Here is a 21,122-nt window from a genome sequence, read left to right as displayed (position 1 = left end):
GGCAGCAGTGAGTCACCCCAGCGGCCCGCTCGCCGCGCTTGCACTGTCCCTGTTTGGCCTCTCCGGCCCGCTGTTGGCGGCGACGCCGGAGGGGGATTGGCGCAGCCTGGAAACCGACGGCTTTCGCCTGCATTTCGAGGCCGAGGCCGAGCCCTGGGCTAGGCGGGCTGCCGCTCGCCTGGAAGCCGTTGCCGATGAGGTCCATGAGCGAGTGGGCCATGCGCCGGCAGGGCCGGTGGATGTGCTCATTGCTGATCCCCTGAACAGCGCGGCCGGCATGGCCATTCCACTCACCGGCCGTAGCCGCATGGTCCTGTTCACGACCCCGCCCCTGTCGGATGAGTTACTGGGCCACTATTCCGACTGGCCCGAGCTTCTCATCATCCATGAGCATGTTCATCTGGCCCATCTGTCCCGGCCCCTGCGGACCACCGCCGGCGAGAGGATGAACCGCTGGTGGCTGCCTTTCGATACCGCCCATCTTGCCGAAGTACCGCTCTGGGTGATAGAGGGTTATGCCACTTATCTGGAGGGCCAGCTCACCGGGACCGGGCGTCCCAATAGCGACTGGAGCGCAAGCCGGATCCGGGCCTGGGCCCTGGCCGGTGAACTGCCCGGCTACGGGGCCCTGAGCCGCCGTCCCGTGGCGGGCTGGAATGACAGCAATCAGGTCTATCTGGTGGGTGCTGCCTTCTTTCAATGGCTGGAAGACCGTGAGGGTGAGCAGGCCTTTCGTGATCTCTGGGCGCGGATGACATCCAGTAATCGCCGCAGTTTCAGCGAGAACTTTCGTGGCGTCTTCGGTGAATCCCCCGCTCGCCTTTATCATCGCTTTACCGCCGAGGTCACTCGCCGGGCCCTGGAAGTGGAGGAACAACTGCCGGCGGCGGAGGATGCGCTCTGGCAGCGCTTCTCGGGTTCCCTCGGGCACCCGGCGGTATCACCGGAGGGTGATTATCTGGCCCTGGTGCGCAGTAAGAGCAATGGCAAACCCGCCCTGCATGTCTATGCCCTGGACGACAATGAATCGGCCTTCGAGGATTGGCAGCGACGGCAGGAAGAACAACTGGAACGGGACCCTGATGATGTCGCCGCGGTAGAGCCGGAATCCCTGCCCCGTGAGAGCAAACATCGCCTGGTCCTGCCCAATAATCTCCGCCCCCGGGATCCCCGCTGGCTGCCTGATGGCGAAGGTTTGCTGTTCACGGCGGCCACACCCGATGGTCAGGGCCGCCTGATTCATGAGCTGTATCGCTGGCATCTGTCTACCGGAGAGGTGGAGCAATTGACCCGGCAGGCTCATCTGCGTCGGCCGGAGCCCGCGCCGAGTGGTGACTGGGCCGTTGCGGTTCGTTTGCGAAATGGCCACTCCCAGTTGGTGCGGGTGGCGTTGGATAGCGGGGACATATCGCCCCTGGGAGAGGCGCGGCTGGACCAGGTCCATGATTTTCCGCGGCTGTCGCCGGATGGCAGCCGTCTGGTCTACCTGCGCCACCAGCAGGGCCGTTGGACGCTGATGGAGCGGATGATGCCCGGGGGAGAGAGTCGGGAACTGCTTCAGGCCGAGGCCGGCGGTTATCTCTCCCGCCCCGCCTTTACGCCAGATGGTGAGTACCTTTATTACGCTCGTGGTTACCGGGGCCTGATTGGCATTGAGCGCCTTGCCATCGACAGCGATGAGCGGCAATGGCGGCGCCTGGGCGCCAAAGTCGCCACCTCACCTTTGCCGGTACCTGGCCGTGAGGCACTGCTCTATCTGGAAGTGGATGCCCATGAGCCCAAGCTGCGCTGGCTGGACAGCGAGGCGCCGCCGCCATTGCCTGAACTGGCTCTGCATGCGCCGGTAACACTGACACCGCAATCCCTCCAGCGGCGCGCCCCGCCGGCTGTGGAAGCGGTGGAGTCCCGTGACTATGGCCTGGGCCCGCAGTTTGCCAGCGCAATGCTCAATCTGCGCTGGGACCGTAACGACACCGGTTTTGACCTGGGCGTGAAGGGCGGTGATCTGGTGGGGCGGGTCGACTGGCTGGCCGCCCTGTCCGCCTCCACTCGGGGCAGTCGGGAAGGAGCGGTGTTGGCCGCTCATTATGCGGGGTGGCCGGCAACCCTGCGCGGCGCCCTGTTCCATCAGGCCGATGATCCGGCCGCGCTGCGCGAGATTCGCTATCAACAGGCCGAGCTGGTCCAGGCCCAGGAGCAGACCGGTTTTCTGCTCAGCAGCCGATTGGGTCGGGGCGGACAGAGTCTGGCCGGGTCCGCGGAAGCCGGTCTGGCGATGACCCGGGCGAAACAGGATGGCGACCGTTTTGATCGTGACTGGGCCTGGCTTACGGCAGGTGGCCGCTGGTATCCGCGGCGGGAAAACTGGCGTATGGATCTTCGTGTTAACGGCAGCTATTACGAAGGTAGCAGCGACGGGCAGGACTGGGACCTCTCCGGCCTGCATGCCTCTCTGGCAGTAGGCCAGGCCGAAGGCTTGCTGGAGCTGGCATGGCAGCGGCGCAGCCTTTCGGCTGAAGTGGAGTCCCTGCAGCTAGGCGGCCTGGTGAGTACAAGCCATCAACCCCGTAGTTTGCCCCTGCGTATTTTCGAACCGGCCTTGCCCCTGGGCTTGTCGAATGGCCGGGAATATCAGGGCCAGACCCTGCAGTTTCGTGACCGGCGGGATACCCGGCGCCTGTTTCATCGCAGGCACCGTCTTGGTGAAAGTAGCGCCAGTGAAGGAGACTGGCTGGAGATCACTGGTCTGGAATTCTCTTTCGGCATGCCTTCCGGTTTGATGGCACTGCCTGAAATTCGTAATGCACGTCTCGAGTTTGGATTGGCACGCATCCAGGGTGATCCCCTGCGTTTCCGCAACCGGGCCTGGATCAACATGCGTTATGACTGGTGAAAGTGTGTGCTCAGCGGCACAGGCGAGACTGCTCGGGGTAGGCCGGATACTCCCTGGGCAATCCCTGGTGGAGCTGCTCGCGCAGGGTCTGCCACCAACGATAATCAAACAGGCTGGGATGGCTTTCCTGTAGCCATGACAGTTGTTCCGCCGTCAGCCCCATGAAGCTTGGGAACTGTTCCGGAAAGACATCCCCCTCGCTGACCGTGTACCAGGTTTCATCACTCAGTTCTTCCACTTCGTCCCTGGCTCTGGGGATAGGCCGAAAGCGGCACTCACTGATACGCCGGATCTCATCGTAGTCATAAAAGATCACCCGACCATTGCGAGTCACACCAAAGTTTTTCAGTAGCAGGTCGCCGGGGAAGATGTCGGCATGGGCCAGGTCCACCAGGGCCTGGCCGTAATCATGGATGATCCTTTTCTGCTCCTGTTGGTCGGCGCCGGGCAGATACAGGTTCAGCGGCGTGACCCGGCGCTCCACATAGCAGTGGCTGATTATCAGGTCCCCATTATCCTCAGTGACTGATTGCCCGCAGGCGGAAAGCAACTGGTCCAGAAAGTCCGGGTCGAAGCGCTCGCGAGGAAAGCGCAAGTGTCGATAACTCTGGGCATCCACCAGGCGGCCGCCCCGTTCATGACGAAAGACCATGCGGTATCGCTCAATCACTCGAGCCCGTCCAAAGGGTTTGGCGGGGCCGAAGTGATCACGAATGACCTTGAAGACCAGGGGATAGGAAGGGAGGGTGAATACCAGCATGACCATGCCGGCAGTGCCGGCGGCGGTAACCAGTTTTTCCTCGGGTGTTGCCTGCAGGTGACGAAAGAAGTGGCGATATCGTTCTGTCTTGCCCTGCTTGATGCGGCCGAGAACGGTGTAGAGTTCATCCAGCGGCTTGTGGGGCAGAATGGTGCGCAGGAATACCACCGCATCGCCCACGGTAGGCAGATCGGCGAGGAAGTAATTGTGGGTGTAGCCGAACAGGATGCTCAGTTCCTGATGCCCGGTAAGTAATGCATCAACCTGCAGACGACCTTGTCGGTTGACCATCACCAGGGCACAGGGCAGATAGCGTTCTTCCCCGAATATCCGCCCCACCCGGTAGGCACGACCATCCCGGTAGAAGACCGTTTGCAGCAGTTCAATGGCCACCACCCGCTCCTCCCCCAGGGCCTTCATCCTTTCCATCAACCTGTCTGAAAGGAGGCGGGCATCTTCATCCCTGTCCCAATGGGGGAGGCGGAATGGTCCGCTGAGAAGAACCCTTTGCCAGGCCTCCTCCAGAGAGGTGGAAACTGCGAAATGGTCCCTGGCCACCGGATGACTTATCTGATCCGTGGGTTCAATATCCAGGGCCACGAACTCGATATCAGGCGCCACACCCCGGGTATGAAACAGGCGCCGACTCAGGGTGTTGAAGAATGTCTTGTAAAGCTCGGCGTCAAGCTGGGAATGGATCGCCTCGGCATAACGGCCGCGGATTGCTTGCCACAGTCGTCGGGATAACAGACGACCGCCCAGCTTGTGTTCCAGGCGGTCATGGGTTTCACGGATGCACTGGTCATAAAGGGCAATACGTTCCACCGTGTCTGCCTGCATGCCCGCATGATCGCCTCGCTGAAATCGCCGGGCCGCGCGACGGGTGATATCCGAAAAACGGGCGTTATAGTCCTCGAAGGCATCAAGGATCAGGCCCGACGCTTTTTCAGCTTCCTTACTCACCGCCTGCCTCTTGCTCATCCGGGCTTTCATCCGTCGGTGGTGGTTTTCGAAGGTAGTAGCTGATGGCAACCCAGTCATAAAGGAAATGGACCAGGATGGGCAGAAGGAGATTGCCGCTCCAGTAATAAAGCAGGCCCATGTAGATCCCCATCAGGGTGGCCAGGATGAAGTAAGCGGTACTCAAGAAATGAAGTAGGCCGAAGACCACGGCTGGAATCAGGATTGCCAGCCAGGGTGCGGTGTGTTCCTGCAGCCAGGTCTGGGCCACGCCCCGAAACAACAGTTCCTCTCCAACGCCGGCCAGCAGGGCCAGAGGCAGGGCCCAGCCGTGGCTATGTCCCCGGAACAGTCCATGCAGTAATTTGAGTACCTGTTCTTCCAGCTCCCGGGCCCATTGGAAGCGAAAGGGGATGAGCAGGCCGAAGGCCAGGAAAATCACCAGAGTGGCCGGTATCGCCAGCAGCAGGGCCTGGGTCGAGAAATCAAGATGCTCGGCAAGGTTGATGCTCAACAGCCAGGCCAATATCAGGGCCAGTATGACCAGCCCGCCCTGAAACAGCAGTCCGGCAATCAGTGGGTCGTCCTTCACGCGGCTATGATCCATCGTGCGTTCCGTTCAGTGGGCTGGAAGGGAATATCGATTACCCTCTTACTTTGACAGTTTCTCAACTACACTCAAAGCACAAACTGGGCAATTCCTGATTCGATCCTGGATCAACCTTGTTCAGCCTGGGCCGCTTCAATCCCTGCTGACACGGGTGGTAGCACGATCATGCAGAGTGCTAGAGGAGGGCGGAATGGATCTCCGACCAATTTGTCTCCTTGCGGGCCTCGCCACTGCGATGACCCTGGCCTCCCCGGCATCTGGGGGAGAGGGTGAGATCCCTGCAGCCGATCGGGTACCGCTGACGGCAGAGCAACGCCGTTGGCTGGAGGAGAACCAGCCCTTGCGGCTCTGTGTGGACCCCGACTGGCTCCCTTTCGAAGCCATTGACCGGCGTGGCCGCCATGTGGGCATGGGGGCGGACTTCATGGATCTGATGACCGCTCGGGCCGGCATCGAGACGGAATTGCTGGAGACGGAAGATTGGCCCGAGACGTTGCAGCGGGCTCGGCAGGGGGATTGCGATGTGCTGCCGCTGGCCATGGAAACCAGTGGCCGTGCCGAGTTCCTGAATTTCACCGAACCCTATCTGGAAACCCCCTCGGTCATTGCCACCCTGGATAGCCGCGGTCACATCAGTGATCTCTCGAAGGTCAGTCATCTTCCTCTGGGGATCATGCGCGATTTCAGTTTTGTCGAGATCTATCGTGAGCAATACCCGGGGATCAATCTGGTGGAGGTGGATAGCTACGAGGATGGCGTAGCGGGTGTCCAGAGTGGGCAGCTGTTTGGCATGCTCGGCAATATGGCCAGCATCGGTTATGCCATTCAGCAGATGCGGGCGCCGAATGTGAAAATCAGTGGCCGTATCGACGGGGATTCCCGTCTCTCCGTGGCGACTCGCAAGGATGAGCCAATGCTGGCGGAGGTCTTTGAGGCCGCTGTAGCGAGCCTGTCCCCCCGTGATCGGCAGGAAATCATCAATGCCTGGTATCAGGTGCAGTTTGAGGAAGGACGCAATTACACCTTGTTTGCCGGGGCGCTGGCGGTCATGGTGCTTATCTTTCTGGCTGGTCTTTTCTGGGGCTATCGTCTGCGCACGGTCAATCTGGGGCTGGAGCAGGCAAATCGCAAACTGACTGAGCTGACCCGAAAGGACAGTCTGACCGGGCTCTACAATCGGGCCTATCTGGATGTGCGCCTATCCCATGCCCTGGCCCATTGTCGCCGCAACCGGTCATTGCTGTCGGTGGCCATGCTGGATCTTGATCACTTCAAGCAGATCAATGACAGTCTTGGCCATGCTTTCGGTGACCAATGCCTGCGACGGGTTTCCGATCTGTTGCGGGAGTATTTCCAGCGTGCCACGGAGACGGTGGCTCGCTATGGGGGTGAGGAGTTCGTTGTGCTCTGCGAGGAGAATCATGCCGAGCAGTTCATTGCGCAGCTGGAGCGTTTTCGACTCATGGTGGCTTCCGAGCCGGTGGCGTTCGAGGGCCAAAGTACCTTCCTGACAGTGAGCATTGGCCTGTGGTCTGCGGTGCCCGGCTCCGGTGACTCTGCCCTGGATTGTCTGCTGCGGGCGGATGCGGCTCTTTATGAGGCCAAGCACCAGGGTCGTAATCGCCTCATTATCCGGCGGGGCACGCCTCGCGGGCTTTTCGGGCGGGGGCGGAAGGCTTAGGACCGAAGCCTACCTTTGGGTGGGGTCACCTGGGCCGTGCCTACTGAAGGTGTATGCTGATTTCTGAGAAAAGTGTCTTCTATTCGGCCGATGTATTCGCGGCTAAAGCCGCTCCCACGGCGGCTTCGGCAGCTGCTATTGGCACCGTAGGAGCGGCTTTAGCCGCGATTAAAAGCCTTCAGATGGCAGCAAGGCATGAGACTGAACCAAACTCGCCGCGAGGACGGCCCAAGTCACCGACAACATAAAGGCACCACCCCAATCGAAGCCAATTCAGCTACAAAGCACCTTCCCCAAAATCAGGCCCTCACTCGCAATGCGCCTGACGCCAGTCTGCCGGAGCGATCATTCGTTCAGAGGGAAGTGCCCCGTCGTGGTCTTCCAGCCAGGCGGTGATATCTTCCAGGGTTTCATCAGCCCGGCTGTCCCGAGCCAGGAAATGCCATCCTTCCGGGTAGTAGGCCATGCGCCAGGGGACGTCGTCAGGTTCGGGCAGGCGTTTCACCAGGGCGCAGATAGCCTCCTTGGGGACCACTTCATCTTTCCCGCCGTACAGCACCAGACTATTGATGTTCAGCTTCTCACTTGCTGCCAGGGCATCACTCATGAGCAGTGAAATGCCTTCAAGGGCGTCAATGCGACTGCGTTGCAGCACCAGGGGGTGTTCATCCCAGTACTCGGCCCAGTCCGGATCATCCGTGGGCTCCACCGCCACCCAGTCACTGTCGACCTTCATGCCCGGCGCCACCCGAATGCCCAGCCAGAGTCCCAGCCGCTGATACCAGGGCTGTTCTTCCCGGGCCCAGACAGCCGGCGCCATCAGGATCATGCCATCCAGTGTGAGGGCATCGGCTGAAAGCGCAGCCTCTGTCTCGGTGGTTGTCAGAATACTGACTGCCGCACCCATGCTTTCGCCAAGCAGATACAGGGGCTTGTCCGGGTATCGTTGCGACAACAGGGCAAGGGCCGTGCGGGCATCTTCCACCAGGCGCTCCTGTCCCGGCCAGATGCCTCGTTGGGCAGTGGCGCCGAAGCCACGCTGGTCATAGGCATAGATAGCGCTGCCCCGGGCACTGAGTTTCCGGGCCAGTGGCAGGTGCGATTGGCGAAAGTCATTGAAACCATGCAGGGCAAGTACCACCTGCTTTATTTCCCCCTCCGGGAGCCAGCGTGTCAGCGGCATGGCGTAGGCATCGGCGGCAATGAAGTGGTCTTCGCCCAGCTCCGGTTCCACTTCCCCCGGCCCGGGCATCTGGACTTGCGCCCGGGCGCAGCCACTGAGCAGCCATAGGGGTAATAACAGGACCAGCCAGAAAGGCATGGCGTGACATCGCTTGCTCATATTCATTGCCCGTTTGCTCCGGATACGCCTTAATCTACCATCTTCTCGCTCGCCGCTCGCCGCTCGCCGCTCGCCGCTCGCCGCTCGCCGCTCGCCGCTCGCCGTCCAGAATTTGTCCGAACTCGGACTTCTGCTATTGTCAGGCCTTCCTTTTCCCTCGGACCCTGCCCAAGGAGAAGAGCAATGCAGAGAGTCCTGTTGTTGTTGCTGGGGGTGCTGGTTTCGGCCTGCAGTGCCCATGCAGAACCCCATGCCTTTACCGGTGCCACCATTTATCCGGTGTCGGGACCGGTGATCGAGGATGGTGTCCTGCTGATCGACGGAGACCGGATCGTCGCCGTTGGTAGCGCAGACCAAGTACGGATTCCCGACAATGCCCAGGTGAGCGATGTCTCCGGCAAGGTGATTCTTCCAGGCCTGGTGGATACCCACTCCCATGTGGGCGGGCCCGCCGGTGGCGATCGTTCCGGTGCCCTGCACCCGGGTGTGCGCGCCCTGGATTCGGTCAATGTACGCGACCACAGTTTTCGCCGTGCCCTGGCCGGCGGCATCACCACCATGAATGTCATGCCCGGTTCCGGTCATTTGATGAGCGGGCAGACCTTGTACCTCAAGCTGCGCGCCAATCCGCTGACCGTGGATGACTGGCTCTTCTGCGAGGATGCCACCTTCGGTGTCTGCGGCGGCATGAAGATGGCCAATGGCACCAATCCCATTCGGGATCAGGGTGGGCCTTTCCCCGGGACCCGGGCCCGTTCCGCCGAGATGGTCCGGGCTCTGTTCAGTCAGGCCCGGGATTACCGTCGGCGCCAGGAACGGGCGGGTGATGATCCCGACCGTCAGCCGGATGTGGACCTTGGCATGGAGGCGTTGCTGCAGATTCTGGATGGTGAGCGGACGGTGCATTTCCATACTCACAGGCACGATGACATCATCACCGCCCTGCGGTTGGGTGATGAATTTGGTTTTACCCCGGTGCTGCACCATGTCAGCGAGGGCTGGAAAGTGCCCGAGCGCATTGCCGAAGCCGATGCGCCCGCCTCCATCATCATGATCGATTCGCCGGGTGGTAAGCACGAGGCGGTCAACCTGCTATGGAAGACCGCACCGGCCCTGGAAGAGGCGGGGGTGGATACCGCCTTCCATACCGATGACTTCATTACCGACTCACGACTGTTCATGCGTTCCGCCGGTCTTGGCGTACGTGCCGGTATGTCCCGGGAAGCGGCCATCGAAGCCCTGACGCTGGCCGGCGCCCGCATGTTGGGCCTGGATGATCGACTGGGTTCACTGGAAGCCGGCAAGGATGCGGATTTCATCATTCTCAGTGGCGATCCTCTCTCGGTGCATACCCATGTCCTGGAAACCTGGGTGGAAGGCCAGCGGGTCTTTGATCGCGATGATCCCGAGCAACGCCAGTGGGCCACGGGTGGCCCTGAAGTGTTCCGTGGGGACAGTCTGCACAGCCATGGTCAGGGAGGTGGGCAATGAAACGGATAGCCATTAGCGCATTGATTCTCATTGCCGGCCTCGCCGGTACCAGCCTGCATGCCGGTATCGCCATCAAGGCCGAGCAGGTCCATACGGTCTCCGGCGAGGTGATTCCGAACGGTATCGTCCTGGTGGATGGGGATCGTATTCAGGCCGTGGGAACGGCGGAGGAGATCGACATTCCGGCGGACTATGCCGTGCATGAGACAGCGGTTGTGACGCCGGGCCTGATTGACGCCCGCAGCGTGGTCGGCCTGGCCGGCATGTATAACGTGCCGGACGATCAGGATCAGCTTGATACCTCAGCGCCCATCCAGCCCGGATTGCGGGCCCTGGATGCCTACAACCCCTCCGAGGGGCTGGTGGAATGGTTGCGCTCCCTGGGGGTTACGACCCTGCACACCGGGCCGGCGCCCGGTGCCCTGGTATCGGGGCAGACCATGCTGGTTTATACCCGCGGAGACACCGTGGATGATGCCGTCATCCGCCCCCTGGCTGGTGTCAGTTTCACGCTTGGCGCCGGTGTCTCCCGTCATTTCGAGTCCCCCGGCACTCGATCAAAGAGCGTGGCCATGATTCGCCAGGCTTTCGAGGATGCCCGCGCCTATGGTCGTCAGGACCCAGACGAGCGTCCCTCCGATCTGGGCAATCAGGCCCTGCTCAAGGTTCTGGAGGGGGAGCTGCCGGCCCTGGTGCATGCCAACACCGCCGTGGACATCATGACCGCCCTGCGCCTGGCGGAGGAGTTTGACCTGGATCTGGTGCTGGAAGGCGCGGCGGATGCCTATCTGGTGCTGGACAGGATTCGGGAGGCCGGCGTGCCGGTATTGCTTCACCCCACCATGACCCGCACCGGTGGCGAGAGCATGAATGCCGCCTTTGATACCGCCGCCAAGTTGCAGGAGGCGGGTATTCCCTTTGCCATTCAGGGGGGTTACGAGGCCTATGTGCCCAAGGCCCGAGTGGTACTGTTCGAGGCGGCGATCGCCGCAGCCAATGGCCTGGGGGTGGATCATGCCCTGGCTGCGATTACCCTCAACCCGGCCCGAATTCTGGGGCTGGATGAGGACCTGGGCAGTATCGAAGTCGGAAAACAGGCGGATCTGGTGCTGTTTGACGGTGAGCCCTTCGAGTACGTGAGCCGGGTGTGCAAGGTCTTTATCGCCGGTGAGCTGGTGTCCGAGGAATGTCGCTGAGTGAAATGCCCCTGGCCGTTGCTGGCCAGGGGCCCCGTCCGAGGCAGTGGCCGGCACCGTGTGTCGGCCCTTGGAGGGGGCGGACTTGGCTTTCAGGCGCTGAAGGGTAACAATCCGGGACTCGGACACTGCCGCCGTTGAGGCCAAGGAGGCCGGTTTGCCATTGTCGTCCCGACTACAAGCCTGGCTCAGGATCTATGGCAAGTCCGTTTATCCATTCTATGCCGTGGGTCTGTTTCTCCTGGCGGTCTCGCTCCTCTCCCGAGACTCCGCCTTGCTCCGGGAGACCTTTGTCGCCCTGGCGCTGGTGGACATCGTTGTCCTGTTCGCACTCTGCCCGGCAATACTTCTGCTGGGGTTTCCCTCGTCCCGCCTGGGCTATGTCAGTTTTGACCGCATCACTCAGGCCGGTCTGATCTGGCTGCTGGGACCGGCGGCCTCGGCGGTATTCAATGCCGTGGCGTCGTTGATTTTTCCCTTCCATATCCGCGCTCAGACCGGGAATAGCCGGGCTCAGGCCTTGCTGCGGGCGCTCCATAATGCGGGCATGATCATTCTTACCATCCTGGCCGGTGGCCTGGCTTTTCGTCTTGCCGGGGGCAGTGCCCCGGTGAGTGCCTTGACGCCGGCACTGATTCTGCCGGTGGCGGCTACCATCGTCAGCATGCAGCTGGTCAACGGCTTGTTTGTTCGCATCCGGGTAGCCCTGACCGATGGACGTATTCGCATTCCCGTGGACTGGTTTGCCAATACCCTGGAGCCGGCGGCGGCCCTGATTGGCCTGCTGACGGTGATGATTGCCATCAACACTGATCGGGTGCTGACCCTCTCCTATCTCTTCGTGCTGATGGCATTGATGTTCACAGTGAAGCGTTTGAGTGACAGCCGTCAGCGACTGGAGGAGAAGGTTCAGCAGCGCACCGCCGAGATCGAGGCGCAGAATCAGCGTCTGGAAATGGCGCGGGTCAGGCAGCAGGAACTGGTGGAGAAGCTGGAACGACTCAGCCGCGAGGACGAGCTGACCGGTCTGTGCAATCGCCGTCACATGGATGAGTTTCTCCGGCAGGAGAAAGAGCGGCTACAACGTTATGGCGGCACGCTTGCCATTGCCTTGATGGATATTGATCACTTCAAGGAAGTCAACGACCGTTATTCTCATCAGCTGGGTGACAAGGTCTTGATGACCGTTGCCGAGATACTGCAGCACGAGGCCCGAAGCACCGATCTGGTTTCCCGCTATGGCGGCGAGGAATTCGTGATTGCCCTGCCCAACGCGGACGAGGATGGCGCCCGGCAGGTCATCGAGCGATGTCGTGAAGCGGTCCAGTCCCATCCCTGGGAACGGCTTCAAGCAGGTCTGTCCCTCAGCATCAGCGGTGGTGTTGCGGTCCTTGATGAGGACATGGATCTGCAGGCTCTGTTTCGCCGCGCCGACCAACGCCTTTATCAGGCCAAGGACCAGGGCCGTAATCGGATTGTCGTGTCCGATTGAAATTTTCTCATTGCTCTTGAACTGTCCTAGCCATCCCGCCCGAACACATCCAATACCCGTTCACGCAGATCTTCAAGTGACGTTCCCGCTTCGGCGGCGATGAAAATGGTGTCGTCACCGGCCACGGTCCCGGCCATGCCCTCGGGCTGTCGCTTGTCCAGGTGCAGGCCCAGCATCTGGGCATGGCCGGGATCGGTTTTCAGGATCACCAGATTGGGTGGGACCAGGCTGATGTCCATGCGGGGCAGCACGGTGACCGGTTCCCGGCTCACCCGGTAGCGGCCGTCCTGCTTGCGGATGGACAGCTTGTGCAGGTGGCGGGAGAGGGTTGGCTGGGTGAGTTGGATGCCCTGTTCGGCCAGGCGCGCCAGCAGGCTGGCCTGGTCGCGGATGGGCTCGGCTTCGATGATGGCCAGGATCTGCTGGTCGGTGTCCATTGCATGTAATCCGCATATTCAGGTGAATATGCGAATAATATCAGATCTTTTCCGTATTTTCCCCAATTAATTCCAGATCCGTCTTGCATATATGCATTTATCGTTGCATGGTATCCACTCAGAAGTGTGGCCCGTCCCGGGTCGCCTGCAATGCAACGAGGTAGATCATGTCGCCACTGGCGGACCACACGGCCCTGCTGGCCACCTATTCGGGCTTTCCCTTCCCGCTGGTGGCCGGCCGGGATGAGCAGGTCTTCGGCGCCGATGGCGAGGCCTGGCTGGATCTTTACGGCGGCCATTGCGTGGCCCTCACCGGCCACGGCCACCCCCGCGTGGTGGCCGCGGTCAGCGAGCAGGTAGCCCGGCTGGCTTTCTATTCCATGGCCGCCTCGCTGCCGGTGCGCGATCAGGCCGCCGAGGCCCTCTGCGATTTTGCCCCCGATGGCCTGGATCAGGTCTTTTTCTGCAACAGCGGGGCGGAGGCCAATGAAAACGCCTTGCGGATTGCCGCCATGCTCACCGGTCGTGACCGCTTTGTCGCCTTCGAGGGCGGCTTTCATGGCCGCACGCAATTGGCCCTGTCGGTTTCCGATGTGCCCGGGCTGCACGCCAAGGCCCCGGGGCTGAGGGCCGAGGCCAGCCTGCTGCCCTTTGCCGATCACGCCGCGCTGGCGGCCGCCGATTTCTCCGATGTGGCTGCCGTGATTGTCGAGCCGATCCAGTCCATGGCCGGTGTCCGCGCTGCCGACACCGCCTGGTTGCGGGCGCTCGAGGCCAAGTGCCGGGCCAATGGCTGTCTTTTGATCTTCGATGAAATCCAGACCGGCATGGGCCGGCTGGGCACCCCCTTCGCCGCCGACCTGCATGGCATTCGCCCCGATCTCATGACCCTGGCCAAGGGGATGGCCTCGGGCTTGCCCATGGGCGCGGTGCTGATGCAGCCGGCGGTGGCCGGGACGCTCGCGCCGGGGGATCTGGGCAGCACCTTTGGTGGCGGGCCCCTGGCCTGTGCCGCCTTGCTTGCCACGCTCAAGATCATCCGCGAAGAGCATCTCATGTGCAGTGCGGCTCAGGCCGAGCAGGCCATTCGGCGGGGCCTCAAGGGCAGTGTGGTCAGCGCGGTGCGGGGGCACGGGCTACTACTCGGACTGGTGGCCGGCACCCAGGCCGCCTCTCTCAAGGACTGGCTGCAGTCCCGGAACATCCTGGTGGGCGGCTCCGCCGACCCCGGCGTGCTGCGTCTGATGCCGCCGCTGACTCTAAGCCCCCGGGCGGTGGCCACCCTGATTACCGCTGTGCACGCCTTCAGTGCGGATGCTCGGCAGGATGCGGTCCCGTTTGAGCCGGCAAAGGAGGCAAGCCGGTCATGCCACATCTGACCCATTTGGAAGACCTGGGGACTGCCGGCGTGCCCCGGGTGATTGAGCAGGCCTTGGCCTGGAAGGCGGACGGGCCCGGCGCCCATCTGCGTGATGTGCTGCTGGGCATGTTGTTCTTCAATCCCTCCCTGCGCACCCGTGCCTCCTTCGAGGCGGTGATGGCCCGCGGTGGCGGGTCGGCCCTGATACTGGAGGCCGGCAAGGGTGCCTGGGCCATGGAGCACCGCGAGGGGATCGCCATGGACGGCGACCGGCCCGAGCATGTGCGCGAGGCCGCCCCGGTCCTTTCCCGCTATGTGGACCTGCTCGCGGTGCGCGCCTTTGCCCAGTTGCAGGATGATCAGGTCGACGAGGGCGATGCCCTGATACGGGCCTTTCGGGCCCATGCCACGGTACCGGTGATTAGCATGGAGTCGGCCCGCGAGCATCTCTGCCAGGGCCTGGCCGATGTGCTCACCCTGCGGGAGCGCTACGGCAGCCTGAAGGGCCTGCCGGTGACCCTGAGCTGGGCGCCGCATATCAAGCCCCTGCCCAAGGCGGTGCCCAATTCCTTTCTGCTCACCGCGGCCGCGGCCGGCTGCCAGGTCCGCATCGCCCACCCGCCGGGCTTCGAGCTGCCCGGCCCGGTAATGGCCCAGGCCGAGGCCCTGGCCGCGGAAAGCGGCGGTTCGGTCGAGCTCGGCCATGACCAGGCCGCCGCGCTGGCGGGCTCCCGGGCAGTCTATGCCAAGGCCTGGGGCCCGGTGCTGCCGGCAGCCGGCGATGCGGCCGCCATGATGCAGGCCCATCCCGACTGGCAGGTCGGCCCGGCGCAGATGGCCCGCGCCGAGACCGATGCCAGCCTGCTCCACTGCCTGCCCGTGCGCCGGAACGTGGAAGTGGCCGCCACGCTGCTGGACAGTCCCGCCAGCGCGGTGGTGGATCAGGCCGAGAACCGTTTCCATGTCCAGCGCGTGCTGCTGGACATGGCCCTGGGGCAAAGCGCGTTGACGGAGAGGAGTGCGGCATGAATCCCCATCTCAATCCCTGGCGGGTCCTGCGCTCGGCGGCCCGCTATGTCGATCAGTTCCGGGACCAGGTCTTTGTCATCAAGCTGGGCGGGGTATTGCTCGCCCGTCCCGCCCATCGCCGTCGCATCGCCGAGCAGCTGGCGGTCCTCTGGCGTTTCTCCATTCCCCTGGTCGTGGTCCATGGCGGTGGCCGTGATCTGGATGGACTGTGCCGCGCCATGGGGGTGGCGGTGGAGAAAAGGGGCGGTCGCCGCCTGACCTCGCCGGCGGTGCTGGATGCGGCCAAGATGAGTTTTCTTGGCCGCTTGCAGACCGATCTGCTCGCCGAGCTGCGGGCCGCGGGCCTGTCGCCGGTGGGGCTGTCGGGCGTCGATGCCGGCCTGGTCAGGGCCCGGCGCCGTCCGCCGGTGACGGTTGACGGCGAGAGGGTGGATTTCGGCGAAGTGGGTGACATCGAGGCGGTCAATCCCGCGCTGCTGCGGGAACTGCTGGCCGCCGGTCATTTGCCCGTGGTGGCCTCGCTCACCGGCGATGAGCAGGGCCAGGTGTTCAACACCAATGCCGACAGCCTGGCCGCGGCCCTGGCGGTGGCCCTGGGTGCGGAAAAACTCTTCTATCTGCTGGAGCAGCCGGGGCTGCTGCGCGACCGTCAGGACCCGGCCAGCCTGGTGACCGAGATCGGACCCATGGGCCTTGAGGCCATGATCGCCGACGGCCGCATCCGTGACGGCATGCGGCCCAAGGCCGAGTCCATCCTCCAGGCCCTGGCGGACGGTGTCGGCCGGGTCCACCTGGTCTCCGGCCTGAGCGCCGATGCCCTGCTCGAAGAGGTGTTCACCAACGAGGGCAGCGGCACCATGATCCACCGGGATGCCGGGACGGAAACCGAGGCAGCCGACGACGGGGCCGGCCAGGTACCCCCCGGGGAGGTGGCCCATGTCGGCTGAACAGGCCGGCGCCTTCGCCACCAGCGAAGCGCCGGAAAAAAGTGAAAGCGCCGATCTGTTGTGGGCCAAGGGCCTGCCCCTGGACCGGGTGATTCATGATTTCACCGTGGACGAGGATCCCGTTCTCGATCCCCTGATCCTGCCCTGGGACGTGATCGGCAGTGCCGCCCATGTGCGCATGCTGGCCCATGTGGATCTGCTCTCGGCGGAGGATGCCGGGAGTCTGCTGGATGCCCTCAGGTTGCTGCATGGTCAGGCCCTGGCCGGGGAGCTGCCGATCCATGCCAGCCAGGAAGACGGCCACACTGCCTTGGAGCAGGCCCTGGTGGAGCGGGCCGGGCAAGCCGGGCGGCGGGTGCATCTGGCCCGTTCCCGCAATGACCAGGTGATCCTGGCGCTGCGGCTCTATCTGCGCGATGCCCTGCTCGGCATGGGGGAATCCCTGGTGGCCCTGGCCGGGGCCTTTGCCGAGCTCGCCGGGCGCCACCTGGACACGCCCATGCCGGGCTATACCCATATGCGCCGGGCCATGCCCTCCAGCGTGGGGCAGTGGTCACTGGCCTTTGCCGAGGGCTTGGTGGAGGAGCTGGAAGCCCTGGAAGGGTTGTGGAAACGACTGGATCGCTGCCCCCTGGGGGCGGCGGCCGGTTTCGGAGTGCCCCTGGCCATCGATCGTGAATACACCGCCCGGCTGCTGGGCTTTCGCAAGGTCCAGCGTAACCCCATTGATGTCAACAACAGTCGTGGCCGCCACGAACTGGCAGTGCTGCACTGGCTGGGCTCGGTGGCCGGGGTGCTGGAGAAGGGGCTGTGGGATCTGGCCCTGTTCAGCACCGAGGAATACGGCTTCTTTCAGCTGCCGGATGCCTTTACCACCGGGTCCTCCATCATGCCCCAGAAACGCAATCCGGACGTGGTGGAACTGGCCCGGGGCCGCTGCCGGGAACTGCGTGGGGCGGCCGCCCAGCTGGAACACCTGGCCGGGGGGCTGCCTTCCAGCTATCACCGTGACAGCCAGCTGATGAAGGCCCCTCTGTTGCGGGCGGTAAGCCGGGCCCGGTCGCTGCTCCCGGTCCTCACCCGGCTGGTCTCGGGCCTGCGCGTGAATCCGCAGGCGCTGGCCGAGGCCTGCGACGACGGTCTTTATGCCGCCCACGAGGCCTGCCGCCGGGCGGCAGCCGGCATGGCCTTCCGGGATGCCTACGGGGAGGTCGCCGGCGAGATTCTCGCCGAGCGTTTCCAGCCCGACCGCGACGCCCTGAGCGGCAGCCACACCGGCGGCGTGGCCCGCCCGGGCATCAGCGCCTGCGAGGTCGAAATCGCCGGTCGGCGGGAGTGGCTGGCCTGCCTGCGCCGGCGTCAGCAGCAATCCATTCAAGCATTGTGGAGTGATGATTCATGAACAAGGGCAAGATCGTACTCGCCTTCTCCGGCGGCCTGGATACCAGTTATTGCGCCCTGTGGCTGCGTGAGCAGGGCTGGGCGGTGCATACCGTGACCGTGGACACCGGCGGTTTCGACCGCGAGGAACTGGCGGCCATCGAAGCCTCGGCCAAACGCGCCGGCGTGGCCGGGCATCGGGTGATTGATGCCCGCGAGGCCCTCTTCCATCGCTTCCTGCGCTTTCTCATTTACGGCAATGTGCTGCGGGGGCACAGCTATCCCCTGTGCGTGTCCGCCGAGCGGGTCTGTCAGGCCGAGGCCGTGGCCGAGCATGCCCTGGCCATCGGTGCCGATGCCCTGGCCCATGGCTCCACCGGGGCCGGCAATGACCAGATTCGTTTTGATGTGGCCTTCCAGTCCCTGGCACCGGACTTGCCCATCATCACCCCCATCCGCGACCAGGGCCTGTCTCGCCAGCAGGAGGTGGATTACCTCACCGCCCACGGCATCGAGGTCCCGCCGGCCACCGGGACCTACTCGGTCAATGCCGGGCTCTGGGGCACCACCGTGGGCGGTGCCGAGACCCTGGACAGCTGGCCGGAACTGCCTGAATCCGCCTGGCCGGGGGGCGCGCCCGCGGCGCGGGCGGACGAGAGCCGGGAGTTGATCATCGCCTTCGAGCAAGGCGTGCCGGTGAGCCTTGATGGCGAAGCCCTGGCGCCGGTGGCCCTGATCGATGAGCTGGCGGTCATGGCCGAGCATTTTGGCATCGGTCGCGGCGTGCACCTGGGCGACACGATTCTCGGCATCAAGGGCCGGGTGGGATTCGAGGCCGGTGCCGCGCTGTTGCTGATCACCGCCCACCGGGAGCTGGAGAAACTGGTGCTGTCGGGCAAGCAGCTGTTCTGGAAATCCCAGCTCGGCGACCTCTACGGCAGCCTCATTCATGAAGGCCAGGCCTACGACCCCCTGCTGGGGGATCTGGAAGCCTTTCTTGAACACAGCCAGGCCCGGGTCAGCGGCGAGGTCCGCCTGCGCCTGCATCCGCGCGCGGTGACCGTGCTTGGTCAGCGTTCACCCTACTCGCTCATGGACGCCAACACGGCAGCCTACGGCGAGGCCAATCACCTCTGGAGCGGTGACGATGCCCGCGGCTTTGCGCGGGTGTATGGGGTGGGCCAGCGCCTGGCGGGGCAGGCGGCCCAGGAGGCACAGGAGGCACAGTCTCCGCTGCGAGGGCTGAAGTGTGGTTAGGGGTAAGGAGTGAGGGGTCAGGGGTGAGCCATGTCGCCGCCCCGTCCCAAGCCCAAATTGGTTTTCCTTTGCGTCTTTGCGCCTTTGCGCGAGACCAACCAGAGTCAGCAACATGCGTATTCAAGTGGACAAGATCGCCTCCGTCACCCGCAACCTGGGCCTGGACCGTGCCCTGACCCTGTCGCGGGAGATCGTGGTGGAGCCCGGCTCGGTGATTGCCGCGCGGGTGCTCAATGACAAGAACAGCTACAACGTGCTCGAAGATGTCTTCGGCCGGCTCAACCAGGTCAACGCCGGTGACCTCATCGTCGGTGCCCTGGGGCATCGCAATGCCCTGCATGGCTATGAAGGCCGCATGCCGACGCAGGTCATGGCCGGCGATCACCTGCAACTGCTCAACCTGGGCGGGGTGATCGGCGACTGCATTTCCCACAACCCGGAAGTGGGTCCGCCCTTCGAGCTCGAGGTGCTCGGCCAGGTCATGGTCTATCCGGACTTCCAGTCCCGGCGCGGGGTACCGGCCCGGGTCGCCGCCCACGGGGTCGGCGGCGATGGCGGGCTACCCGACTGCCCGGTGGTCTATGTGGCCGGGACCTGCATGAACTCCGGCAAGACCGCTGCCGCTACCCGCCTGATCAAGGGCCTGCGCCAGACCGGGCTGAAGGTGGCCGGCTGCAAGCTCACCGGCATCTCGGCCCTGCGCGACATTCTCGAGATGCGGGATTATGGTGCCGCCTGGGTGATGGATTTCACCGATGCCGGCGCGGTCGGCACCGATCCGGGCAATGCCGCGGACTTGAGCCACCGGGTGTTCTCGGCCCTGGGCGAATATCGGCCCGATGTGATCGTGGCCGAGACCGGCGATGGCGTGATGGGCGAATACGGGGTGCAATCCATTCTGGCCGACCCGGAATTACGCGCACTCGCCGCGGCCTTTGTCTTCTGCGCCAATGACCCGGTGGGGGTCGCCGGCGGGGTGGATTACCTGCGAACCACTTTCGGCATCGAGACCGATGTGGTGACAGGGCCGGCCACCGACAATGCCGTCGGCCTGCGTTTCATCCACGATCACCTGGGGCTTGCCGCCCACAATGCCCGCCAGGATGGCGCGGGCCTGGTGGATCATATCCTCGCCCGCCTTCGCGAGCGGGCCGCTGAGCGGCAGGTGGCCTGATGGCGGGGCAGGCGAACAGGCCGATTACGGCCCTGATCCTGGGTGCGGCCGGCTACGGTGGTGGGGAACTGTTGCGTATTCTGCATGCCCATCCCGCGGTCGGCGAGGTCCAGGCGGTCTCCCGCTCCCATGCCGGCCAGCCCTGGCATGCCGCCCACCCCCGGCTGCGGGGCTTTGTCGAGGGCGAGTTTCTCGCCAAGCCCGATCTCGACACCCTGGCCGCGAGCGACTATCCGGTCATCTTCTCGGCCCAGCCCAATGGTTCTCTGGCGCGCGATTGGTCCGCCTTCTCGGCGGCATTGGCCGATCGTGAACTGCTGTCGCGGACGACCGTCGTTGATCTGTCCGGTGACTTTCGCCTCGGTGATGCCCAGGCCTACCAGGTGGCTTACGGCCAGCCCCATCCGGTACCGGAGGCACTGGGCCAATGGGTATATGGTTTGAGCGAGCATCAGGCCGAGGCCCTGCGCGGTGCCCGGCGCATTGCCAACCCCGGTTGTTTTGCCACCGCCGTGCAGCTGGCCTTGAAGCCCCTGCTGGAACTGGCCAGCCCCGATTGGCTGGCCATCACGGGTGTGACCGGCTCCAGCGGCTCGGGGGTCCATCCCAGCGCCACCACCCATCACCCGGAACGGGCCGATGATTTCCGTGCCTACAAGCCCTTGCAACACCAGCACGAGGCCGAGATCCGCCGTGCCCTGGCCGCCCAGGGTGGCCATGCTCTTAAGCTGGGCTTTGTGCCTCATTCGGCACCGATGGTGCGGGGTATCTTCATTACCGTGCAGGCCTATCTACCGGGTATGGACGAGGAAAGCCTGCGCCGGCATTACCAGGCCAGCTATGAGGGACGGCGCTTTATCCGACTAGTTGACGACTTGCCGCGAGTACATTCGGTGATCGGCACCAATGCCTGTGATCTGGGCCTGGCGGTGAGGGATGGTCAGGTGGTGGTGATGGCGGCGCTGGATAATCTCATCAAGGGGATGGCCGGGCAGGCGGTGCAGAACATGAATCTGGCTTTGGGGTTGGATGAGAGTAGTGGGTTGGGATAGTGCCCTTCGAAGTCGGTGACGGGGGTGCGTTCCGGCCCAGGTTCCGGTGGCCTTGCTCAGG

General features: G+C 63.7%; 16 protein-coding genes. 12 read left to right on the top strand and 4 right to left on the bottom strand.

What is annotated here, in order from left to right:
- Window positions 1-7: 7 nt before the first annotated feature.
- On the top strand, window positions 8-2,893 hold the full coding sequence (locus VCB98_RS05995; RefSeq protein WP_346050994.1) for a TolB family protein: 2,886 nt from the start codon (window positions 8-10) through the stop codon (window positions 2,891-2,893).
- Window positions 2,894-2,903: 10 nt separating this feature from the next.
- On the opposite strand, the gene aceK is transcribed toward VCB98_RS05995, so the two are convergent.
- Both aceK and VCB98_RS05985 read right to left on the bottom strand, forming a co-directional pair.
- Window positions 2,904-4,634, bottom strand: coding sequence for a bifunctional isocitrate dehydrogenase kinase/phosphatase (aceK, locus tag VCB98_RS05990; RefSeq protein WP_406672228.1), 1,731 nt, complete (start codon window positions 4,632-4,634; stop codon window positions 2,904-2,906).
- The gene (locus tag VCB98_RS05985; protein ID WP_346050992.1) at window positions 4,609-5,220 is read right to left on the bottom strand and encodes a CPBP family intramembrane glutamic endopeptidase; all 612 of its coding nucleotides are present in this window, start codon (window positions 5,218-5,220) and stop codon (window positions 4,609-4,611) included. Before VCB98_RS05985 ends, aceK begins: the two co-directional genes overlap by 26 nt.
- Before the next feature lie 193 nt (window positions 5,221-5,413).
- Here VCB98_RS05985 and VCB98_RS05980 point away from each other — a divergent pair, with 193 nt between their 5' ends.
- Window positions 5,414-6,904 carry a diguanylate cyclase gene (locus VCB98_RS05980; protein WP_346050991.1) on the top strand — a complete coding sequence of 497 codons (1,491 nt, stop codon included), beginning with the start codon at window positions 5,414-5,416 and terminating at the stop codon, window positions 6,902-6,904.
- A gap of 307 nt (window positions 6,905-7,211) precedes the next feature.
- Here VCB98_RS05980 and VCB98_RS05975 read toward each other — a convergent pair whose 3' ends face one another.
- Entirely contained in the window at window positions 7,212-8,252 is a 1,041-nt protein-coding gene (locus VCB98_RS05975; protein WP_346050990.1) for an alpha/beta fold hydrolase, read from the bottom strand.
- A gap of 177 nt (window positions 8,253-8,429) precedes the next feature.
- Between VCB98_RS05975 and VCB98_RS05970 the strand changes: the two genes are divergently transcribed.
- The 3 genes from VCB98_RS05970 to VCB98_RS05960 all read left to right on the top strand — a co-directional run bounded on the left by VCB98_RS05970 (window position 8,430) and on the right by VCB98_RS05960 (window position 12,425).
- The gene (locus VCB98_RS05970) at window positions 8,430-9,737 is read left to right on the top strand and encodes an amidohydrolase family protein (protein WP_346050989.1); all 1,308 of its coding nucleotides are present in this window, start codon (window positions 8,430-8,432) and stop codon (window positions 9,735-9,737) included.
- Complete coding sequence (locus VCB98_RS05965; protein ID WP_346050988.1) at window positions 9,734-10,933, top strand: amidohydrolase family protein; 1,200 nt, start codon at window positions 9,734-9,736, stop codon at window positions 10,931-10,933. The genes VCB98_RS05970 and VCB98_RS05965 overlap by 4 nt, the downstream gene beginning before the upstream one ends.
- Before the next feature lie 157 nt (window positions 10,934-11,090).
- Window positions 11,091-12,425, top strand: a complete 1,335-nt coding sequence (locus tag VCB98_RS05960; protein WP_346050987.1) for a GGDEF domain-containing protein — start codon at window positions 11,091-11,093, stop codon at window positions 12,423-12,425.
- 26 nt (window positions 12,426-12,451) lie between these two features.
- Here VCB98_RS05960 and VCB98_RS05955 read toward each other — a convergent pair whose 3' ends face one another.
- Window positions 12,452-12,862, bottom strand: coding sequence for an arginine repressor (locus tag VCB98_RS05955; protein ID WP_346050986.1), 411 nt, complete (start codon window positions 12,860-12,862; stop codon window positions 12,452-12,454).
- A 167-nt stretch (window positions 12,863-13,029) separates the two neighbouring features.
- Between VCB98_RS05955 and VCB98_RS05950 the strand changes: the two genes are divergently transcribed.
- From VCB98_RS05950 to argC, 7 genes are all read left to right on the top strand, one after another.
- Window positions 13,030-14,241: an aspartate aminotransferase family protein gene (locus VCB98_RS05950; RefSeq protein WP_346050985.1), complete on the top strand. Its 1,212-nt coding sequence runs from the start codon at window positions 13,030-13,032 to the stop codon at window positions 14,239-14,241.
- Window positions 14,229-15,251 (top strand): N-acetylornithine carbamoyltransferase, encoded by a 1,023-nt coding sequence (locus tag VCB98_RS05945; RefSeq protein WP_346050984.1) that lies wholly within the window; start codon window positions 14,229-14,231, stop codon window positions 15,249-15,251. The genes VCB98_RS05950 and VCB98_RS05945 overlap by 13 nt, the downstream gene beginning before the upstream one ends.
- Complete coding sequence (gene argB, locus VCB98_RS05940) at window positions 15,248-16,198, top strand: acetylglutamate kinase (protein ID WP_346050983.1); 951 nt, start codon at window positions 15,248-15,250, stop codon at window positions 16,196-16,198. The genes VCB98_RS05945 and argB overlap by 4 nt, the downstream gene beginning before the upstream one ends.
- Window positions 16,188-17,600 carry an argininosuccinate lyase gene (gene argH / locus VCB98_RS05935; protein ID WP_346050982.1) on the top strand — a complete coding sequence of 471 codons (1,413 nt, stop codon included), beginning with the start codon at window positions 16,188-16,190 and terminating at the stop codon, window positions 17,598-17,600. The genes argB and argH overlap by 11 nt, the downstream gene beginning before the upstream one ends.
- Window positions 17,597-18,835 carry an argininosuccinate synthase gene (argG, locus tag VCB98_RS05930; RefSeq protein ID WP_346050981.1) on the top strand — a complete coding sequence of 413 codons (1,239 nt, stop codon included), beginning with the start codon at window positions 17,597-17,599 and terminating at the stop codon, window positions 18,833-18,835. The genes argH and argG overlap by 4 nt, the downstream gene beginning before the upstream one ends.
- 112 nt (window positions 18,836-18,947) lie before the next feature.
- The gene (locus VCB98_RS05925; RefSeq protein WP_346050980.1) at window positions 18,948-20,009 is read left to right on the top strand and encodes a hypothetical protein; all 1,062 of its coding nucleotides are present in this window, start codon (window positions 18,948-18,950) and stop codon (window positions 20,007-20,009) included.
- The gene (argC, locus tag VCB98_RS05920; RefSeq protein ID WP_346050979.1) at window positions 20,009-21,061 is read left to right on the top strand and encodes an N-acetyl-gamma-glutamyl-phosphate reductase; all 1,053 of its coding nucleotides are present in this window, start codon (window positions 20,009-20,011) and stop codon (window positions 21,059-21,061) included. Before VCB98_RS05925 ends, argC begins: the two co-directional genes overlap by 1 nt.
- The last annotated feature ends 61 nt before the right edge of the window (window positions 21,062-21,122 follow it).

This window comes from Natronospira elongata (genome assembly GCF_034931365.1).
In the GTDB taxonomy this organism is placed as follows: Bacteria; Pseudomonadota; Gammaproteobacteria; order Natronospirales; family Natronospiraceae; genus Natronospira; species Natronospira elongata.
The sequence above is the reverse complement of the archived record's forward strand: the minus strand, read 5'-3'. Positions and strand labels throughout refer to the sequence as shown.